This window comes from Melioribacter sp., from assembly GCF_049325435.1.
Classification (GTDB): Bacteria; Bacteroidota; Ignavibacteria; order Ignavibacteriales; family Melioribacteraceae; genus Melioribacter; species Melioribacter roseus.
In genome coordinates this window covers 218,854-235,092 of record NZ_JBMOLD010000010.1, presented here as the reverse complement: position 1 = coordinate 235,092, position 16,239 = coordinate 218,854, and the positions used below count along the sequence as shown (strand labels likewise).

Below are 16,239 nucleotides of genomic sequence, written 5' to 3'. Positions count from 1 at the left end.
TACAACAGGCAGAGATTACATTCAGCTTTGGGTTATTTATCTCCGGTTGAATTCGAAGAAAAAAATAAGGAAGAAATTAAAGAAAGAGTTGCTTAACTTATTGTATACTTTTTGGGGGAAAGATCATCTTCTTATTGTTAAGAACATTGAACAGAGAAATTAATTGCAGACTTAATTTAAAAGCAAATTAAAAGAATTTGAACTGCGATTTTTTATATATCCCTTAATAACCACTAAAAAGGGAGGTTAATATGAAAAAAATAATCGTTATTTCATTTATTATTTTCTTTATTTCAGGCTGTGCAGCACGTATCAATGAAGTTATGAATTCTTGGATGTATCATCACTACTCCGATTTGATAGCCTCTTGGAGACCACCTCAGGAAGTTTTTGACGATGGTTATGGTGGAAGAATATTAATTTATTCTACATATATAAGTGGAAATGCAACAATATATGATAATTATATTTGGGGCTCTGCTAGGAGTTATAGCACATATATTAATCCTCAAACATATGGATATACAGCTTATAGAATGTTTTGGATTAATAAAGAAGGGTTTATATATCGTTGGGCCTGGAAGGGTTTTTAATTGACATGGTTTGGATTTTATTTATTGTGTAATAATAATTATTGCTTACAGTAATAAGTGAAATAATTATACTAATCTTCTTCAGATTTCGTTAAATGAATTTAATAAAAATTTGTTCAAGACTATTGAGAGCAATTTTTTTATAAATATTGTCCATGAATATTTATTAAAAGATGAGATTTCATAAGTAACTTATCGGAAATGTAATTTAAAAACTTAGTACGCCCGGAAGGACTCGAACCCTCAACCCCGTGATCCGAAGTCACGTGCTCTATCCGATTGAGCTACGGGCGCATTTTTTTAGAAATATCCGATTTTTTTGCTAATAAATATAAATATAATCGCCTCCCTTTTCAAAGAAATTGAATTTAGACTCCGGTTTTAATTATTTTTGTAACCATATTATCCATTAATTTATCAGGAGAAAAAAGATGACAAACATTGTGGATGTTTGGGGACGTGAAATACTCGACTCAAGAGGGAATCCTACCGTAGAAGTTGAAGTTGCGCTCGAATGCGGCGTTGTGGGACGCGCTGCGGTTCCAAGCGGCGCTTCAACCGGCGAAAACGAAGCCGTTGAATTGCGCGACGGCGACAAATCCCGTTATCTCGGCAAAGGCGTCAAAAAAGCCGTCGAAAACATCAATAACAGAATAGCAGACGAATTGATCGATTGGGACGCAGTCGAACAGGTGGCAATCGACAATTTCCTGTGCGAACTCGACGGAACTCCCACAAAATCCGAACTCGGCGCAAACGCAATACTTGGAGTTTCGCTGGCATGCGCAAAAGCCGCAGCCGAAGCTCTGGGTCTTCCGCTCTATCGTTATATCGGAGGCACAAACGCGCGCACTCTGCCCGTACCGATGATGAACATTCTCAACGGCGGTAAACACGCCGACAATAACGTCGACTTCCAGGAATTTATGGTAATGCCGGTAGGAGCTCCCACGTTTGCGGAAGCTCTAAGAATGGGCGCCGAAACTTTCCACAGCCTCAAATCCGTTCTAAAAGCCAAAGGTTATAATACTGCTGTAGGCGACGAAGGCGGTTTCGCTCCGAATCTCAAATCGAACGAAGAAGCCATCGAAGTTATTCTCGAAGCCATCGAAAAAGCCGGCTACAAAGCGGGCAAAGATATCTTTATCGCTCTCGACCCCGCGGCAAGCGAAATGTGGGATAACGACAAAAAAGCTTACTACTTCTTCAAGTCGGACAAATCGTATATCTCGCCCGAAAAGATGGTCGACTACTGGGCTGACTGGGTAAGCAAATATCCGATTATTTCGATCGAAGACGGCATGGGCGAATTCGACTGGGAAGGCTGGAAAATGCTGACCGACAAAGTGGGCGACAAAATCCAGCTCGTGGGCGACGACCTCTTTGTAACCAATACCGAATTCCTCGCAAAAGGAATCGAACAGGGCGTCGCAAATTCGATTTTGATTAAAGTAAATCAAATCGGCACATTGACCGAAACATTGGAAGCCATCGAAATGGCTAAAAAAGCAGGTTATACGGCGGTCGTGAGCCATCGTTCCGGCGAAACGGAGGATACTACGATTGCAGACATTGCTGTGGCTACGAACGCAGGACAAATTAAAACCGGTTCGGCAAGCAGAACCGACAGAATAGCCAAATACAATCAGCTTCTCAGAATCGAAGAGGAACTCGATACCACCGCCATTTTCCCCGGTATCGCAGCAATTAACTATACTGCAGAATAATTTATTTGCAGGGACTGCTCTCGTTCGAAGGGAGCGGTCCCGCCATTTATGCCGATGAATCGCCCTCTCAAAATAATGGTCGTCAATACGAAATTCCTCGGCGATTTAATTGTGTCGACTCCCGCATTAAGATTCCTTAAAGAAGAATATCCCAGCTCGGAATTGATTTTAATCGTCAGAAAAGAATACCGGAAGGCATTCGAAAATTTTCCGTATATCGACAGGATAATTCCGTTCGACACTGAATTGAAACATAAAAAAGGATTACGGGCGTTAAAGCGAGGCATCGATTTCATCTTGAAACTCAGAAAAGAAAAGCCGGACGTTTTTATAGCTCTCCATCCGGGCGACAGGCTGGCTCTGTGGGCTTATTTCTCCGGCGCCATACTCAGGATCGCTCCCAAAAAACAAACTTTCTCGTTTCTTTTAAACAAAAAGATCGACGTCAACGAAGATTCGATTAAATATATCGATTACTATAACCGGATTGTTGAACACGGCAACAAGAGGGTTAAATCGAACACAACGGAGTTTTGCGTTCCTGACGAAGATGTTTTATGGGCGGAAAAGTTTATCGATGAAAACGGTCTTGAAGACGGAGAATTCATTACAGTCCATCCCGGCGCAAGCGAAAAAAGCAAAGTATGGCAGCTCGATAATTATATCGAATTGATCGAAAAGCTTTTGGCGGAGTGCAACAAGAAAATATTACTCCTTGCCGGACCTCAGGACGAGGAATATTGCAATATTATTTCTGAAAATTTTAACGAAAAAAATCTCGTTGTTTATAAATCCGGCAGCGTTACGAAGAGCGCGGCGCTGATTAAAAAATCGAAATTGTTGATCGATAACGACACTGGTACCCGGCATCTCGGCGCGGCTTTGGGTGTAAAAATACTCGCTCTTTTACCCGAAGACAATCTCGATTACTGGAATTTTTACGACGGCGTAAATCACGCTTTTATCGTCGGCAAAAGAATTAAAGACGGGGAAAAATCTTATCTTGGCGGTATTGATGTCGAAACGGTTTTCAAAAAAACAGTCGATTTGGTCGGAGGCAAACGGTGAATATACTGATAATCAAATGGGGAGCTCTGGGCGATTTGATTGCTTCGACCCCGGCTATCCGTTCCGTAAGGGAAAGTTATCCCGATTCGAAGATTACGCTTTTGACGAATAAATTGATGACTCAGATACTCCCGCCGGGCTTCATAGTCGACGAGCATATAATTGTAGACACCGACAGAAATAAAGTGAAAGATTCGCTGACGAAGCAGATATCCACGGTTTTCAAATTGCGAAGACGTAAATTCGATTTTGCATTGAATTTGAGATGGACTTCCGAACGCGCGGCTTTGATTGCTTATTTGAGCGGCGCTGCCAGAAGAGCGGGCAGCGGTCCAGAAAAAATGAAAAATCTTTATACCGATTTTATTCCTCATCCCAAAGGACGCTATCACGAAATTCATCGAAATCTCGATATCGTCAAAGCCGCCGGTTGCAAGAATATTACCGACAAACCGATTGTGGCAATATCGAGGGAAGAGGAAGAATTTGCAGAGAAAATTTTCGACGAATCGTTTGAAAAAGACAAGCCTGTTCTTTGCATTCATCCCGGCGCGAGCCGTCCGGTGAGAGCCTGGCTGCCCGATCGATTTGCCGAAATCGGAAAACGTTTTGTAAATAAATATAACGGGAACGTACTCTTGACATGGGGGAAAGGGGAAGAAGACCTTGTAAAATTCGTAGCGGGTGAAATCGGGAGCGGAGCCGTAATTTGCAAAGCCACAAATACGATCGGAAAACTTGCGGCGGTAATTAAGAAATCGACTCTCTTCTTTTCGAACTGCACCGGTCCGATGAATGTAGCCGTTGCGGCCGGAACGCCTGTAGTGGCTCTCCTGGCGTCGTCCGATCCTGTCGATTGGGGCGCTTACGGCGATATCAATTTGAATATCAAATCGCCGCTCGCGCTCGAAAGTTATACCGACGAGGACGAAAGGCGCGCGATGGAAGCCCTTCAAACGGATTACGTATGGGAGCTTTTAAGCAAAAAATTCGAATCCATTAGCCGGGAGGATAAAAATGCTGGGTGAATTGGCGGCTCTTATGACGGCGTTGTTATGGTCGGGCACTTCGATTGCCTTTACGGAAGCCTCGGTGCGCGTGGGATCGTTTCACGTAAATATTTCGCGCCTCGTAATCGCTTTTCTGTTGTTGATCGTTACGATTCTCATTTCCGGATTCGACGCGACGATGAGCCCCGCTCAAATTTTCAACCTCGGTATGAGCGGTTTTATCGGACTGGTAATAGGGGATACTTTTTTGTTCAAAGCGTTTCAATACATCGGAGCGCGAATCAGTATGCTTATAATGGCTCTTGTGCCGGCGCTCTCGGCAATTCTGGCGTATATCTTTCTGGGCGAAGTTATTCTGCCTTTGCAAATACTGGGTATGATAATAACTATCGTCGGCATTGCAATAGTTGTGCTTCAGCGAAAGGACAATAAAGTCAAACCCGACTACAGGGGAATATTCTATGCGTTTATGGGCGCCGTAGGTCAGGCGGGCGGATTGATTTTTGCCAAACTTGCGTTCAACGAAGCCGACGTCAACGGTTTTGTGGCTGCTTCCGTGCGTATTGCCGTTTCGATTGTTTTTATCTATCCGGTGTTCGTTATAGTCAACAGGAACCCCAATCCGTTTTATAAATTTGCCGGCGATAAAAAGGCTCTGCTTTATATGCTTACAGGTTCTGTAATCGGTCCTTATCTCGGAATTACGTTCAGTTTGATTGCAATTTCGTATACTCAGGTCGGAATCGCTTCCACACTGATGGCAACTCCTCCGATTATTATGCTGCCGATGGTTAGGTACTATTATAAAGAACGGATACCGCCTCTCTCGACGCTCGGAGCGTTTATTGCCGTATCCGGAGTCGCTCTTTTATTCCTTGTATAATTCGTCGAATATTTTCAAATATGTATCGTAAGCCTCTCTGCCGAAACAGCAAAATATCACTTTTTCCGGCATCGGATTTTTACTCAAAAAATCGAGCGTCGTTTGAACGGCTATTCTTGCGGCTCTTTCGAACGGAAATCGGTACGCGCCTGTGCTGATCGACGGGAATGCAATTGTCCGTACTTTATTTTCCGCCGCCAGTTTTAAAGAATTCCGATAACAGTCGCTCAGGAGTTTGTCTTCGTTTCGATTGCCGCCCGACCAAACCGGTCCGACTGTGTGAATTACGAATTTAGCCGGCAGATTGTAGCCCTTAGTAATCTTGGCTTGTCCGGTTTCGCATCCGCCCAGGGTTTTGCATTCTTCCAGCAGTCCGGGACCGGCGGCGCGGTGAATTGCGCCGTCGACTCCTCCGCCTCCCAGTAAACTCCTGTTTGCCGCGTTTACTATGGCGTCTACCCGGAGTTTTGTTATATCGCCTTCGATAATTTCGATTCGCTCCCTCATTTTAACACCATTTTTTTCGATTAAAAATTCATCCGCTAAAAATAAATCTTTTCGGGCAAATTTATGAACTTGTATAAGGGTAGGGATGTTCTTATAGTTGAATCTTGACAATTTTATCAAGATTCAATAAGTTTGGAATAATTTTTTAATAATAAAGGCAAAATTTATGAGCAATGAGGAAAAAAAGAATCTCGAATCGGGTGAAGAATTGTCGGAAGATATGAAGATAATCGAAGATCTTACTAATGAAGAATATAAGTGGGGATTTGTATCCGAAATAGAATCGGAAGTCGCTCCGAAAGGTCTGAACGAGGATGTAATTCGGATGATTTCCGAAAAAAAGGGCGAGCCCGAATGGATGACCGAATGGCGCCTCAAAGCGTATCGTTACTGGCTTAAAATGGAAGAACCGAAATGGGCAAACGTCAAATACGAGCCAGTTGACTTTCAGGATATAAGCTATTACGCGGCGCCCAAGAAAAAACCGCAATTAAACAGTCTGGACGAAGTCGACCCTGAACTGATCAAGACATTCGAAAAACTCGGAATTCCGCTCGAAGAGCAAAAGGCGCTTGCAGGCGTGGCCGTCGATGCGGTTTTCGACTCGGTTTCGGTAGCCACTACTTTCAAAGAAACCCTGAAAGAAAAAGGAATAATTTTTTGCTCAATTTCGGAAGCCATCAGAGAGCATCCCGACCTGGTAAAAAAATATCTCGGCTCGGTGGTTCCTTATACGGACAATTTTTATGCGGCGCTTAACTCGGCTGTTTTCAGCGACGGTTCGTTTGTCTATATTCCGAAAGGCGTGCGCTGTCCTATGGAATTGTCGACTTATTTCAGAATCAACGCTCAGGAGACGGGTCAGTTCGAACGCACTTTGATAATAGCGGACGAAGATTCGTACGTAAGTTACCTCGAAGGATGCACGGCTCCTATCAGGGACGACAATCAATTACACGCCGCAGTCGTAGAGCTGGTCGCGCTCGACAATGCAGAAATCAAATACTCGACGGTTCAAAACTGGTATCCCGGCGATAAACAAGGCAAGGGCGGCATCTACAATTTCGTTACAAAGCGGGGAGCCTGCCGCGGCGTAAACTCGAAAATTTCGTGGACTCAGGTTGAAACCGGTTCTGCTATTACGTGGAAATATCCCGGATGTATTCTCCAGGGCGACAACTCGATAGGCGAATTTTATTCTGTCGCCGTAACGAATAATTTTCAACAGGCGGACACCGGCACCAAGATGATTCATCTTGGTAAAAATACGCGCAGCACTATCATTTCGAAAGGTATATCGGCAGGAAGAAGCAACAACTCTTACAGAGGTTTGGTGAAAGTAGGAAAGAAAGCGACCAATGCCCGCAATTTTACGCAATGCGATTCGATGCTGATGGGCGACAGGTGCGGCGCGCATACATTCCCGTATATCGAAGTTGAAAACGACACGGCGCGCGTAGAACACGAAGCCACGACTTCCAAAGTGGGCGAAGACCAGATTTTTTATCTCAATCAGAGAGGTATTCCAACCGAAGACGCAATCAATATGATTGTAAACGGTTTCTGTAAAGAAGTGTTTAACGAGTTGCCGATGGAATTTGCCGTCGAAGCTCAAAAACTGCTCGCCATTTCATTGGAAGGCAGCGTAGGATAAAATCAGTATTTAACGTAAACAGGAAACAAAGGATATAAAATGCTAACAATTAAAAACTTACACGCTACAGTTGAAGGAAAAGAAATTCTGAGAGGAATCGATCTCGAAATCAAAGCCGGCGAAGTTCATGCGATAATGGGACCAAACGGCTCGGGTAAAAGCACGCTTGCCAATATTCTGGCCGGCAATCCCAATTACGAGGTAACGGAAGGCGAGATAATTTTCGAAGGCAAAAACCTGCTCGAAATGGAACCCGACGAAAGAGCCAAAGAAGGCGTATTTCTCGCTTTTCAATACCCAATTGAAATTCCGGGCGTTTCGAACGCAACATTTCTCAAAACGGCAATCAATGAAAAAAGAAAGCATATGGGATTGCCCGAACTTACGCCTAAGGAATTTCTCGATTTGATGAAAGAGAAATCGAAAATACTCGGTATGGACGAAAATTTAATCGGTCGTTCGGTAAATGTCGGATTTTCCGGCGGCGAAAAAAAACGCAACGAAATATTTCAGCTCCTGATGCTCGATCCCAAACTTGCCGTTCTCGACGAAACCGATTCCGGGCTCGACATCGACGCTCTTAAAATTGTTTCGAACGGCGTAAATGTTTTTCATAACGACAAAAACGCCGTAATTGTGGTTACTCACTATCAAAGGCTTCTTGACTATATCGTTCCGGACTACGTGCACGTTCTTTATAAAGGGAAGATTATTAAGTCGGGCGGAAAAGAACTCGCCCTGTTGCTCGAAGAAAAAGGCTACGACTGGATCAAACCCGAAGAAGTCGAACTCGAATCCAATTAATCGAAGGAGTTGAATTTTAATGAAAGAATTAACAAAAAACGAAAATATAAAAGACTGGTACCTGAAGAACTTCGAATTGTTTGAAAAGCAGATGAACGGTCATAACCACGAATTGCTGAAAAAAATGCGCGAGACGTCTTTGGCTAAATTTTCCGAGTTCGATTTTCCCACCAACAAGAATGAGGAATGGAAATATACCGACGTTTCGTTTGCCAGAAAAAATAAATTCAATCCGTTGCCGTCGGAAAGAAAAACCGGCTATACAAAAGACGAAATCAAAAAGTTAGTCTTCGGCGGATTCGATTATAATCTTATAACGTTTGTAAACGGCAGATACTCGGCGGAATTGTCCGATATTTCCGAAGACGGCGATAAAATTATAATCGGCAACCTGAACGGTTTTATCGAATCGCACGGGGAAATTGCCGGGAATTATCTCGGAAAAATTTCTTCCGAAGATAATCTTTTTAACGCGCTCAACGGCGTTTACATGCAGGACGGCGTGGTTGTCGTTCTGAAAGAAAACAGCGAATTGAGCAAGCCTTTGCAGGCGCTTTTTATCAACGGCGATCCGGAAGAAAATCTTTTGATCGCTCCAAGGAATTTGATCGTAGCGGGCAAAAACTCGCGCGCGTCTGTTATATTCAATTACTACGGCGGTTCGAAAGAGTCTTACTTTACCGACGGAATTACCGAAATAATGCTCGAAGAAGACAGTTTGATAGACGTTTATAAAATTCAGAGAGAGAATCCGTCGTCTTATCATATCGAGAAGCTGCAGGCAATTCAAAAAGACGGGAGCGTATTGAATCATTACAATCTGAATTTCGGCGGAAGACTTATACGCAATGACATCAACTCGAAACTCGACGGCGAAAATATCGAAACGCATTATTACGGGTTTTATCTGGGAAAAGAAAATCAGCATATCGACAACCATACGTTCGTAGACCACGCAAAACCGAATTCGATGAGCAACGAGTTGTATAAAGGAATTCTCGACGACAGTGCGCGAGGCGTTTTCAACGGCAAGATAATCGTCAGACAGGACGCTCAGAAAACAAACGCTTATCAGCAGAATAAAACCGTTCTGCTCTCGGCAGACGCTCGTGTGGACGCCAAACCGCAACTGGAAATATTTGCAGACGACGTTAAATGTACTCACGGCGCCACGGTGGGACATTTGGACGAGGAAGCCGAATTTTATATCCGTTCGAGAGGAGTCCCCTCAGATCTCGCAAAGTCGATTCTTATAAGAGCTTTTGCCGCCGACGTAATCGACGAAATTAAAATAGTCGAACTCAAAGAACAAATAAACCATTTGATTTTCGAGGAGTTGCACAGACAGGAAGTCTCTTTTTAACAATATTCTAATTTAATCGGGTGTACAGTGCAAAAAACAGATAAGCTCGTTAAAAAAAAGTTTGACGTCGACGAAGTCCGGAATGATTTTCCGATATTGAAAAGACTCGTTAACGACAAGCCTCTTGTCTATCTCGACAACGCGGCTACTACTCAAAAACCTCAAAGCGTTATCGACGCTCTTACGAATTATTACACTTACGACAACGCCAATATACACAGGGGTCTTTATTTTCTGAGCGAGCTAGCGACCGAGCAATACGAGAACGCGCGTCTGAAGGTCAAGGAATTTATAAACGCAATTAGCGCCTCGGAAATAATTTTCGTAAGGGGCACTACCGAAGCTATAAATTTGGTGGCTTCGAGTCTTTGCCGTTCGAAATATTTTTCCGAAGGGGACGAAGTTATTGTCTCCAATATGGAACACCATTCGAACATTGTTCCGTGGCAGTTAATAAGAGACCGCAAGAAAATAAATTTGAAAGTCATTCCGATTAATGACGCGGGCGAGTTAGACCTGGAAGCGTTCGAAAGCATGATATCCGATAAAACGCGCTTGGTCTCCGTGGTTCACATTTCAAATACGCTCGGCACGATAAACCCGATAAAAAAAATCGTAGAGATTGCGCATTCGAAAAACATTCCCGTACTGGTCGACGGCGCTCAGGCAATGTCGCATTTGAAAGTGGACGTCCAGGAACTCGACGCCGATTTTTATGCCTTCTCGGGTCATAAAGTTTTCGGACCTACGGGCATCGGAGTTCTCTACGGCAAGGCTGAATTTCTTGAAATGATGCCTCCGTATCAGGGCGGCGGCGATATGATCAGAACGGTGACGTTCGAAAAAACCACATTCGAGGATATTCCCAAAAAATTCGAAGCGGGCACTCCCAATATTGCAGGCGGTATCGGACTCGGCGCGGCAATCGATTATGTCAATCAATTCGACCGTGCGGAACTGTCGGACTACGAGGATATGCTTTTGAAATATGCCACCGAACGCCTTTCGGAAATCGACGGTCTGAAGATAATCGGCAATGCAGGCGAAAAAGCTTCGGTAATTTCGTTCGTCATCGACGGAATTCATCCTTACGATATCGGTACGATTATCGACACCGACGGAATTGCAATCAGAACGGGACATCACTGCACTCAGCCGATAATGAAACGGTTCGGCGTGCCGGCTACGGCGCGGGCTTCGTTCTCGTTTTACAATACTAAAGAAGAAATCGATAAACTTTACGAAGGTTTATTGAAAGTCAAAAAAATATTCGAGTAAACTATGACAGACAAAGGAAAATTGGAGCAGGAAATTATTGCCGTTCTTAAGACATGTTACGACCCGGAAATTCCGGTAGATATCTGGGAGCTGGGTTTGATTTACGATTTGCGCGTTGACGACGAAGGCAACACTTATATCAAGATGACGCTCACTTCGCCGAATTGCCCTGTGGCGGAAAGTCTTCCGATCGAAGTAAAAGAAAAAGTAAAGAAAGTCAAAGGCGTCAAAGACGTTTATCTCGATCTGGTTTGGGAGCCGCCGTGGAGTATGGATAAAATGAGCGAGGAAGCCAAACTAGAACTCGGATTTCTATAATCAAAAAAGAAAGGAAAGTTATGTTTAATATAAATCAAAAGCCGCCTATTTACGATCCCGAAGCGGTTCAACCGATGAGGGACGAACTTACTTACGTCGGCTTCGAAGAACTGCTTACTCCGGAAAAAGCGAAAGAGGTTTTCTCCGGAAATCAGGATAAAACGATTTTTCTGGTAATAAATTCCGTTTGCGGATGCGCCGCCGGCAGCGCGCGCCCTGCGGCTACTCTGGCGCTTCAGCATTCGGTAATCCCCGATAAATTTGTAACAGCATTTGCGGGGCAGGACAGAGACGCAGTCGATTTTATCCGGGAAAATATTTTGGGCGATTATCCGCCTTCTTCTCCTTCGATGGCTTTGATTAAAAACGGCAAAGTAATTTACTTCCTGCCGCGCCATCGTATCGAAGGCAGATATGCCGAGGAAATTGCCGAAGAATTGACTAAAGTTTTCGAGCAGCATTGCTCGAACAATGGTCCTTCGATACCGAAAGAAAAATACGATAAACTTGTAAACGCCAAATCATGCGGCTCTAAAATACCTCTTGCATAAGGAGGGATGATTTGAAATTCAGTTCACAAGAAGAATACGGTCTCAGGTTATTGCTCCGAATTGCAAAATTTTACCGCGCCGGTAAATCTTTGACTATTCCCGAAATAGCGGGCGCCGAAAAGATTTCACATCACAACGTCGGTAAAATTTTGCGTTTGTTGCGACTCGGAGGGTTTCTTGTTGCCGAACGGGGACAGACGGGCGGATATACATTGGCTCGTCCCCCGGAAGAAATTAAGGTTAAAGAAGTGCTCGAATCTTTGGGCGGACGGCTCTATGACGACTCGTTTTGCCAGTCGCATTCCGGCGCCGCCGATTTTTGCACTAATTCCATCGATTGCTCTCTCCGTTCGCTCTGGAAAATTATCCAGGATTCTATCGATACGGTCACCGAACGCCTGACGATTAAGGATTTAATGGGCTCGGAAAACTACATTTTCGAAATTATTACGGAATCCGAAAAATAATACGGACAAAATCCGATCTTTCGGTTTACTTTTTGTTCCAATTGTATTAAGTTTGCTTCTAAAATAATCCTTTAATTTTATCCGGCGAGATAAAAAGGAATGAAACCCGAAAACACTTATTAACCAAACAGAGGACCTCGGCGACGAAAGTCAACGAGGATTTTTTTTATATGGACATAAAAGCAAAAATAGTCGACGAAGAAGGGCTGCGCAGAACCATCACGCGTCTTGCGCACGAAATAATCGAAAAGAATAAAGGTTCGAAAAATATCGTTTTGATCGGCATGCGAACCAGAGGCGAATTTATAGCCGAAAGGATCAAAAATAAAATAAAAGAAATCGACAACTACGAACCTCCCTTCGGCGTTCTCGACGTCACGCTCTACAGAGACGATTTTCGTACGCGTTTGAAACAGCCCGAAGTATCCGTTACAAATATTACCTTCGATATAAACGAAAAAGACGTTATCCTTATCGACGACGTTCTTTACACGGGTCGAACTGCCCGCGCGGCTTTGGATGCCATTATGGACCTCGGCAGACCCAATACAATTCAATTGTGCGTCCTTGTCGACCGCGGTCACAGGGAAATGCCGATAAAAGCCGATTTCGTCGGAAAAAATATTCCCACGTCGATTAACGAAGAAATAAAAGTTAAACTGAAAGAAATTGACGGCGAAGATTCAATCTATTTAGTTAATGCTCCCAACAACAAAGAGTGAGTAATTTATGTCATTATCAAGCAGACACCTGCTCGGATTGTACGGCGTTCCGAAAGAAGATATCCAGTTGATTCTCGATACGGCAACCACTTTTCGGGAAGTATTGGAACGCCCGATAAAAAAAGTGCCCACACTCCAGGGTAAGACTATCGTTAATCTTTTTTACGAGAATTCAACCAGAACGCGAATATCATTTGAGCTGGCTCAGAAACGCCTCTCAGCGGACACCGTAAATTTTTCGACTTCCACAAGCAGCGCCAAAAAGGGAGAAAGTTTCAAGGATACCGTGCGCAATATCGAAGCGATGAAAGTCGATATGATTGTGGTAAGGCATCAATCAGCCGGCGTTCCGTATTTTCTTACCAGAATTTCGAAAGCCAATATTATCAACGCCGGCGACGGGCTTCACGAGCATCCTACGCAGGCTTTGCTCGATATGTATTCGATAAGAGAAAAGTTCGGAACATTGAAAGGCTTGAACGTTTGTATTGTCGGCGATATAGCTCACAGCCGCGTGGCAATGTCGAATATTTTCGGATTGAAAACAATGGGCGCAAATGTGTCCGTATGCGGTCCCTCGACGATGATTCCCTTCGGTATTGAAGACCTGGGCGTTAAAGTTTGCAAAAATATCGACGAGGCGATTAAAAACAACGACGTTCTCAACGTATTGAGAATTCAGCTCGAACGCGACGCAGGCAGCAGAATTCCTTCCGTGAGAGAATACCATAACTTTTTCGGTATTACTTCCGAAAGATTGGAAAAAAATAACAAGAATATTTTGATACTCCATCCCGGTCCTATTAATCGGGGCGTGGAGCTTTCTTCCGAAGTTGCCGACGGTCCCTATCAAATCATTCTGGACCAGGTAACCAACGGAGTTGCAGTGCGAATGGCGGTACTCTATTTACTCGGAACAATGAATTAATTCAGGTGAATAATGAAAATTATACTTAAAGATGTAACGCTTTTGAATCCGGAACAAAAATTGAACGAGAAGAAAGACCTTCTTATCGAAGACGGTATTATAAGTAAAGTTGGCGGAATGACGGAAGAGGATTACGAGAAATCGACGGTTTATGAATTTGCAGGTAAATATTGCGTCCCGGGATTGTTCGATATGCACGTTCATTTGAGGGAGCCGGGCAGGGAAGACGAAGAGACGATAGAAACTGGCTCGAACGCAGCCGCCGCCGGCGGTTTTACTGAAATTGCATGCATGCCGAATACTACTCCGGATATCGACAGCGCCGAGATCGTCCGTTATATCAAAGAGAAATCGAAAGACCACCTTGTGGAAGTCTATCCGATTGCGGCAGCCACAAAGAAGAGACAGGGCGAAGCAATTTCGCCTATGTTCGAGCTATATGAAGCCGGCGCTGTCGGATTCTCAGACGACGGCGTGGCGATTAAAACGGCCTCGGTACTCAAAAACGCTCTCGAGTATTCGAAAATGTTCGACGTACCGATTATCGAGCATTGCGAAGACGAAACGCTTGCCGACGGAGCAATGAACGAAGGCATAACATCCACTATACTCGGGCTTCCGCCGCTGCCTTCGGTATCCGAAGATATTATTGTCATCCGGGATATTCTGATGGCTGAATATACCGGCGGTAAAGTCCACATAGCTCATATCAGCACTAAAAAAGCGGTCGAACTGGTGCGCTGGGCAAAAGAAAGAAATATCAACGTAACCGCCGAAGTTACTCCGCACCATTTTACTCTTACCGACGAATCGCTTAAAACTTATGATACGAATTTCAAGATGAGCCCTCCGCTGAGATCTGCAGAAGACGTCGAAGCGATAATCGAAGGTTTGAAAGACGGCACAATTGACTGTATTGCAAGCGACCACGCTCCGCATTCGATCGAAGAAAAAGAGATGGAATTTATTTACGCGCCGAACGGCATCCTCGGTCTCGAAACCGAATTGGGACTGGCTATAAGCGAATTGGTGCACAAGAAACGGATTACGATGGAACAACTTGTCGAAAAATTGTCGATTAATCCGAGAAAAATTCTCAACCTGCCCGTGCCTAAATTCAAAACCGGCGAAAAAGCCAATCTTACAATTATCGACCCGGATTTGATCTGGACAGTCGATGTTTCCAAATTCAAATCGAAATCGAAAAATTCTCCGTTCGACAAAAAGTTGCTTACTGGAAAAGCCGTAGCGGTAATCAACAAACGCAAAATGTATTACGAAGATAAATTTATCGATATCTGATATCCTGTAATTTGTTCACAGGTGTCCATTTTTGAAAACAATCGAAAAGAGGGATTTCGTGAATTGAGCGAAATCCCTCTTTTTTTATTCTGGCATTCATATTGCATCAACCGACTCAAAACCGGAGGATGTGATGAAAAAGATGATATTGATTGTAGCGGCGATAATTTTCGCAGCCGGATGTCATAATGTTAACGACTGGGAATACGATTCGATACCGCCGATGCCGCCCCGTAATATCAATACAATCACTGGAGATAACAGGGTGGATATCTATTGGCAGCGCAACAAGGAACCCGACCTTGCCGGCTACAACGTCTATTTTAGCTATTCGTATGACGGAACGTACGAATTGATCGGTACGACTTACGACAATTATTTTGTGGACTACGGCGCCCGCAACGGCATAACATATTACTATGCCGTTACCGCATTCGATTATAACAACAATGAAAGCGAGCTGAGCTACGACGTTGTTTACGACACTCCACGCCCCGAAGGTTTCGACAGGGCGTTATTCGATTTGCACGTATCGCCATCGAATTCGGGATACGATTTCAGCGATTACTCGGTAGTTCCGTATGACGGCGAAGGAGCCGACTTCTTTTTCGAAAAATATGAAGGAATTTATTACCTGAACGTATGGGAGGATACCGACATTCAGGATATGGGACCTGCATATGACATCTATGACGTAAGCTTTGCTCCGACTGACGGATGGGTTCCGATTAACGACGGCGAAAATATTAAATATGTAGAAGCAATACCCGGTCATACGTATGTAATATGGACGTGGGATAACAGATATGCGAAAGTGAGAATAAGCGCCATTGCAGGCGACAGAATGATTTTTGACTGGGCATATCAAACCGTTGAAGGAAACAGACAATTGAAAATAAACAGGAAATCTATCGATCGAAAGAATCTTTCCCTTCAAAGAAAAGGACGGTAGTTATTTAAACGGGCTGTAATTTCCCAGGCTTTTTAGAGAGGGCGTAGAGAGCCGCGGGTAAATTATCGCCCGTGTTTTTTATTTTCTTTTGGTATATTTTGCAATGTGATTT

At 43.9% G+C, this 16,239-nt stretch carries 18 protein-coding genes and 1 tRNA gene; 17 read left to right on the top strand and 2 right to left on the bottom strand.

Translation table 11 applies throughout. The annotated features are described in order from the left end of the window. A partial coding sequence (locus ACOYVE_RS07815) for an IS3 family transposase (protein ID WP_422881332.1) occupies positions 1-96 on the top strand: 96 nt, incomplete at its 5' end. Positions 97-251: 155 nt separating this feature from the next. Further along, the gene (locus ACOYVE_RS07810) at positions 252-593 is read left to right on the top strand and encodes a hypothetical protein (RefSeq protein ID WP_041355717.1); all 342 of its coding nucleotides are present in this window, start codon (positions 252-254) and stop codon (positions 591-593) included. Positions 594-813: 220 nt separating this feature from the next. On the opposite strand, the gene ACOYVE_RS07805 is transcribed toward ACOYVE_RS07810, so the two are convergent. Further along, a tRNA-Arg gene (locus tag ACOYVE_RS07805) sits at positions 814-887 on the bottom strand. Positions 888-1,024: 137 nt separating this feature from the next. Here ACOYVE_RS07805 and eno point away from each other — a divergent pair. From eno to ACOYVE_RS07785, 4 genes are read left to right on the top strand one after another with little or no spacing between them, the layout of a single operon-like run. Then, positions 1,025-2,320, top strand: a complete 1,296-nt coding sequence (gene eno / locus ACOYVE_RS07800) for a phosphopyruvate hydratase (RefSeq protein ID WP_014855030.1) — start codon at positions 1,025-1,027, stop codon at positions 2,318-2,320. A gap of 48 nt (positions 2,321-2,368) precedes the next feature. Continuing rightward, positions 2,369-3,388: a glycosyltransferase family 9 protein gene (locus tag ACOYVE_RS07795; RefSeq protein WP_014855029.1), complete on the top strand. Its 1,020-nt coding sequence runs from the start codon at positions 2,369-2,371 to the stop codon at positions 3,386-3,388. After that, positions 3,385-4,416: a glycosyltransferase family 9 protein gene (locus ACOYVE_RS07790; RefSeq protein ID WP_014855028.1), complete on the top strand. Its 1,032-nt coding sequence runs from the start codon at positions 3,385-3,387 to the stop codon at positions 4,414-4,416. Before ACOYVE_RS07795 ends, ACOYVE_RS07790 begins: the two co-directional genes overlap by 4 nt. Then, positions 4,406-5,281 carry a DMT family transporter gene (locus ACOYVE_RS07785; protein WP_014855027.1) on the top strand — a complete coding sequence of 292 codons (876 nt, stop codon included), beginning with the start codon at positions 4,406-4,408 and terminating at the stop codon, positions 5,279-5,281. Before ACOYVE_RS07790 ends, ACOYVE_RS07785 begins: the two co-directional genes overlap by 11 nt. Here the strand turns inward: ACOYVE_RS07785 and ACOYVE_RS07780 are convergent. Next, on the bottom strand, positions 5,267-5,788 hold the full coding sequence (locus tag ACOYVE_RS07780; RefSeq protein WP_014855026.1) for an O-acetyl-ADP-ribose deacetylase: 522 nt from the start codon (positions 5,786-5,788) through the stop codon (positions 5,267-5,269). The genes ACOYVE_RS07785 and ACOYVE_RS07780 overlap by 15 nt on opposite strands. Positions 5,789-6,008: 220 nt before the next feature. Here ACOYVE_RS07780 and sufB point away from each other — a divergent pair, with 220 nt between their 5' ends. The 11 genes from sufB (at position 6,009) to ACOYVE_RS07725 (ending at position 16,127) form a co-directional block, all read left to right on the top strand. Continuing rightward, positions 6,009-7,442 (top strand): Fe-S cluster assembly protein SufB, encoded by a 1,434-nt coding sequence (sufB, locus tag ACOYVE_RS07775; RefSeq protein WP_408606240.1) that lies wholly within the window; start codon positions 6,009-6,011, stop codon positions 7,440-7,442. A gap of 39 nt (positions 7,443-7,481) precedes the next feature. Beyond that, positions 7,482-8,246 carry a Fe-S cluster assembly ATPase SufC gene (gene sufC / locus ACOYVE_RS07770; protein ID WP_014855024.1) on the top strand — a complete coding sequence of 255 codons (765 nt, stop codon included), beginning with the start codon at positions 7,482-7,484 and terminating at the stop codon, positions 8,244-8,246. 19 nt (positions 8,247-8,265) lie between these two features. Beyond that, positions 8,266-9,609 carry a Fe-S cluster assembly protein SufD gene (gene sufD, locus ACOYVE_RS07765; protein ID WP_422881459.1) on the top strand — a complete coding sequence of 448 codons (1,344 nt, stop codon included), beginning with the start codon at positions 8,266-8,268 and terminating at the stop codon, positions 9,607-9,609. Between the two features lie 27 nt (positions 9,610-9,636). Next, entirely contained in the window at positions 9,637-10,887 is a 1,251-nt protein-coding gene (locus ACOYVE_RS07760) for an aminotransferase class V-fold PLP-dependent enzyme (RefSeq protein ID WP_014855022.1), read from the top strand. Between the two features lie 3 nt (positions 10,888-10,890). Then, positions 10,891-11,205, top strand: coding sequence for an SUF system Fe-S cluster assembly protein (locus ACOYVE_RS07755; protein ID WP_422881457.1), 315 nt, complete (start codon positions 10,891-10,893; stop codon positions 11,203-11,205). Between the two features lie 20 nt (positions 11,206-11,225). Continuing rightward, a complete protein-coding gene (locus ACOYVE_RS07750) occupies positions 11,226-11,756 on the top strand; it encodes a BrxA/BrxB family bacilliredoxin (protein WP_422881456.1) in 531 nt (176 codons plus the stop codon). Between the two features lie 11 nt (positions 11,757-11,767). Then, entirely contained in the window at positions 11,768-12,223 is a 456-nt protein-coding gene (locus ACOYVE_RS07745; protein WP_014855019.1) for an Rrf2 family transcriptional regulator, read from the top strand. Between the two features lie 170 nt (positions 12,224-12,393). Beyond that, positions 12,394-12,945, top strand: a complete 552-nt coding sequence (pyrR, locus tag ACOYVE_RS07740) for a bifunctional pyr operon transcriptional regulator/uracil phosphoribosyltransferase PyrR (RefSeq protein ID WP_014855018.1) — start codon at positions 12,394-12,396, stop codon at positions 12,943-12,945. Positions 12,946-12,952: 7 nt separating this feature from the next. Next, entirely contained in the window at positions 12,953-13,873 is a 921-nt protein-coding gene (locus tag ACOYVE_RS07735) for an aspartate carbamoyltransferase catalytic subunit (protein ID WP_014855017.1), read from the top strand. A 12-nt stretch (positions 13,874-13,885) separates the two neighbouring features. Beyond that, complete coding sequence (locus ACOYVE_RS07730; protein ID WP_014855016.1) at positions 13,886-15,175, top strand: dihydroorotase; 1,290 nt, start codon at positions 13,886-13,888, stop codon at positions 15,173-15,175. A gap of 133 nt (positions 15,176-15,308) precedes the next feature. Then, positions 15,309-16,127, top strand: coding sequence for a hypothetical protein (locus ACOYVE_RS07725; protein WP_422881453.1), 819 nt, complete (start codon positions 15,309-15,311; stop codon positions 16,125-16,127). The last annotated feature ends 112 nt before the right edge of the window (positions 16,128-16,239 follow it).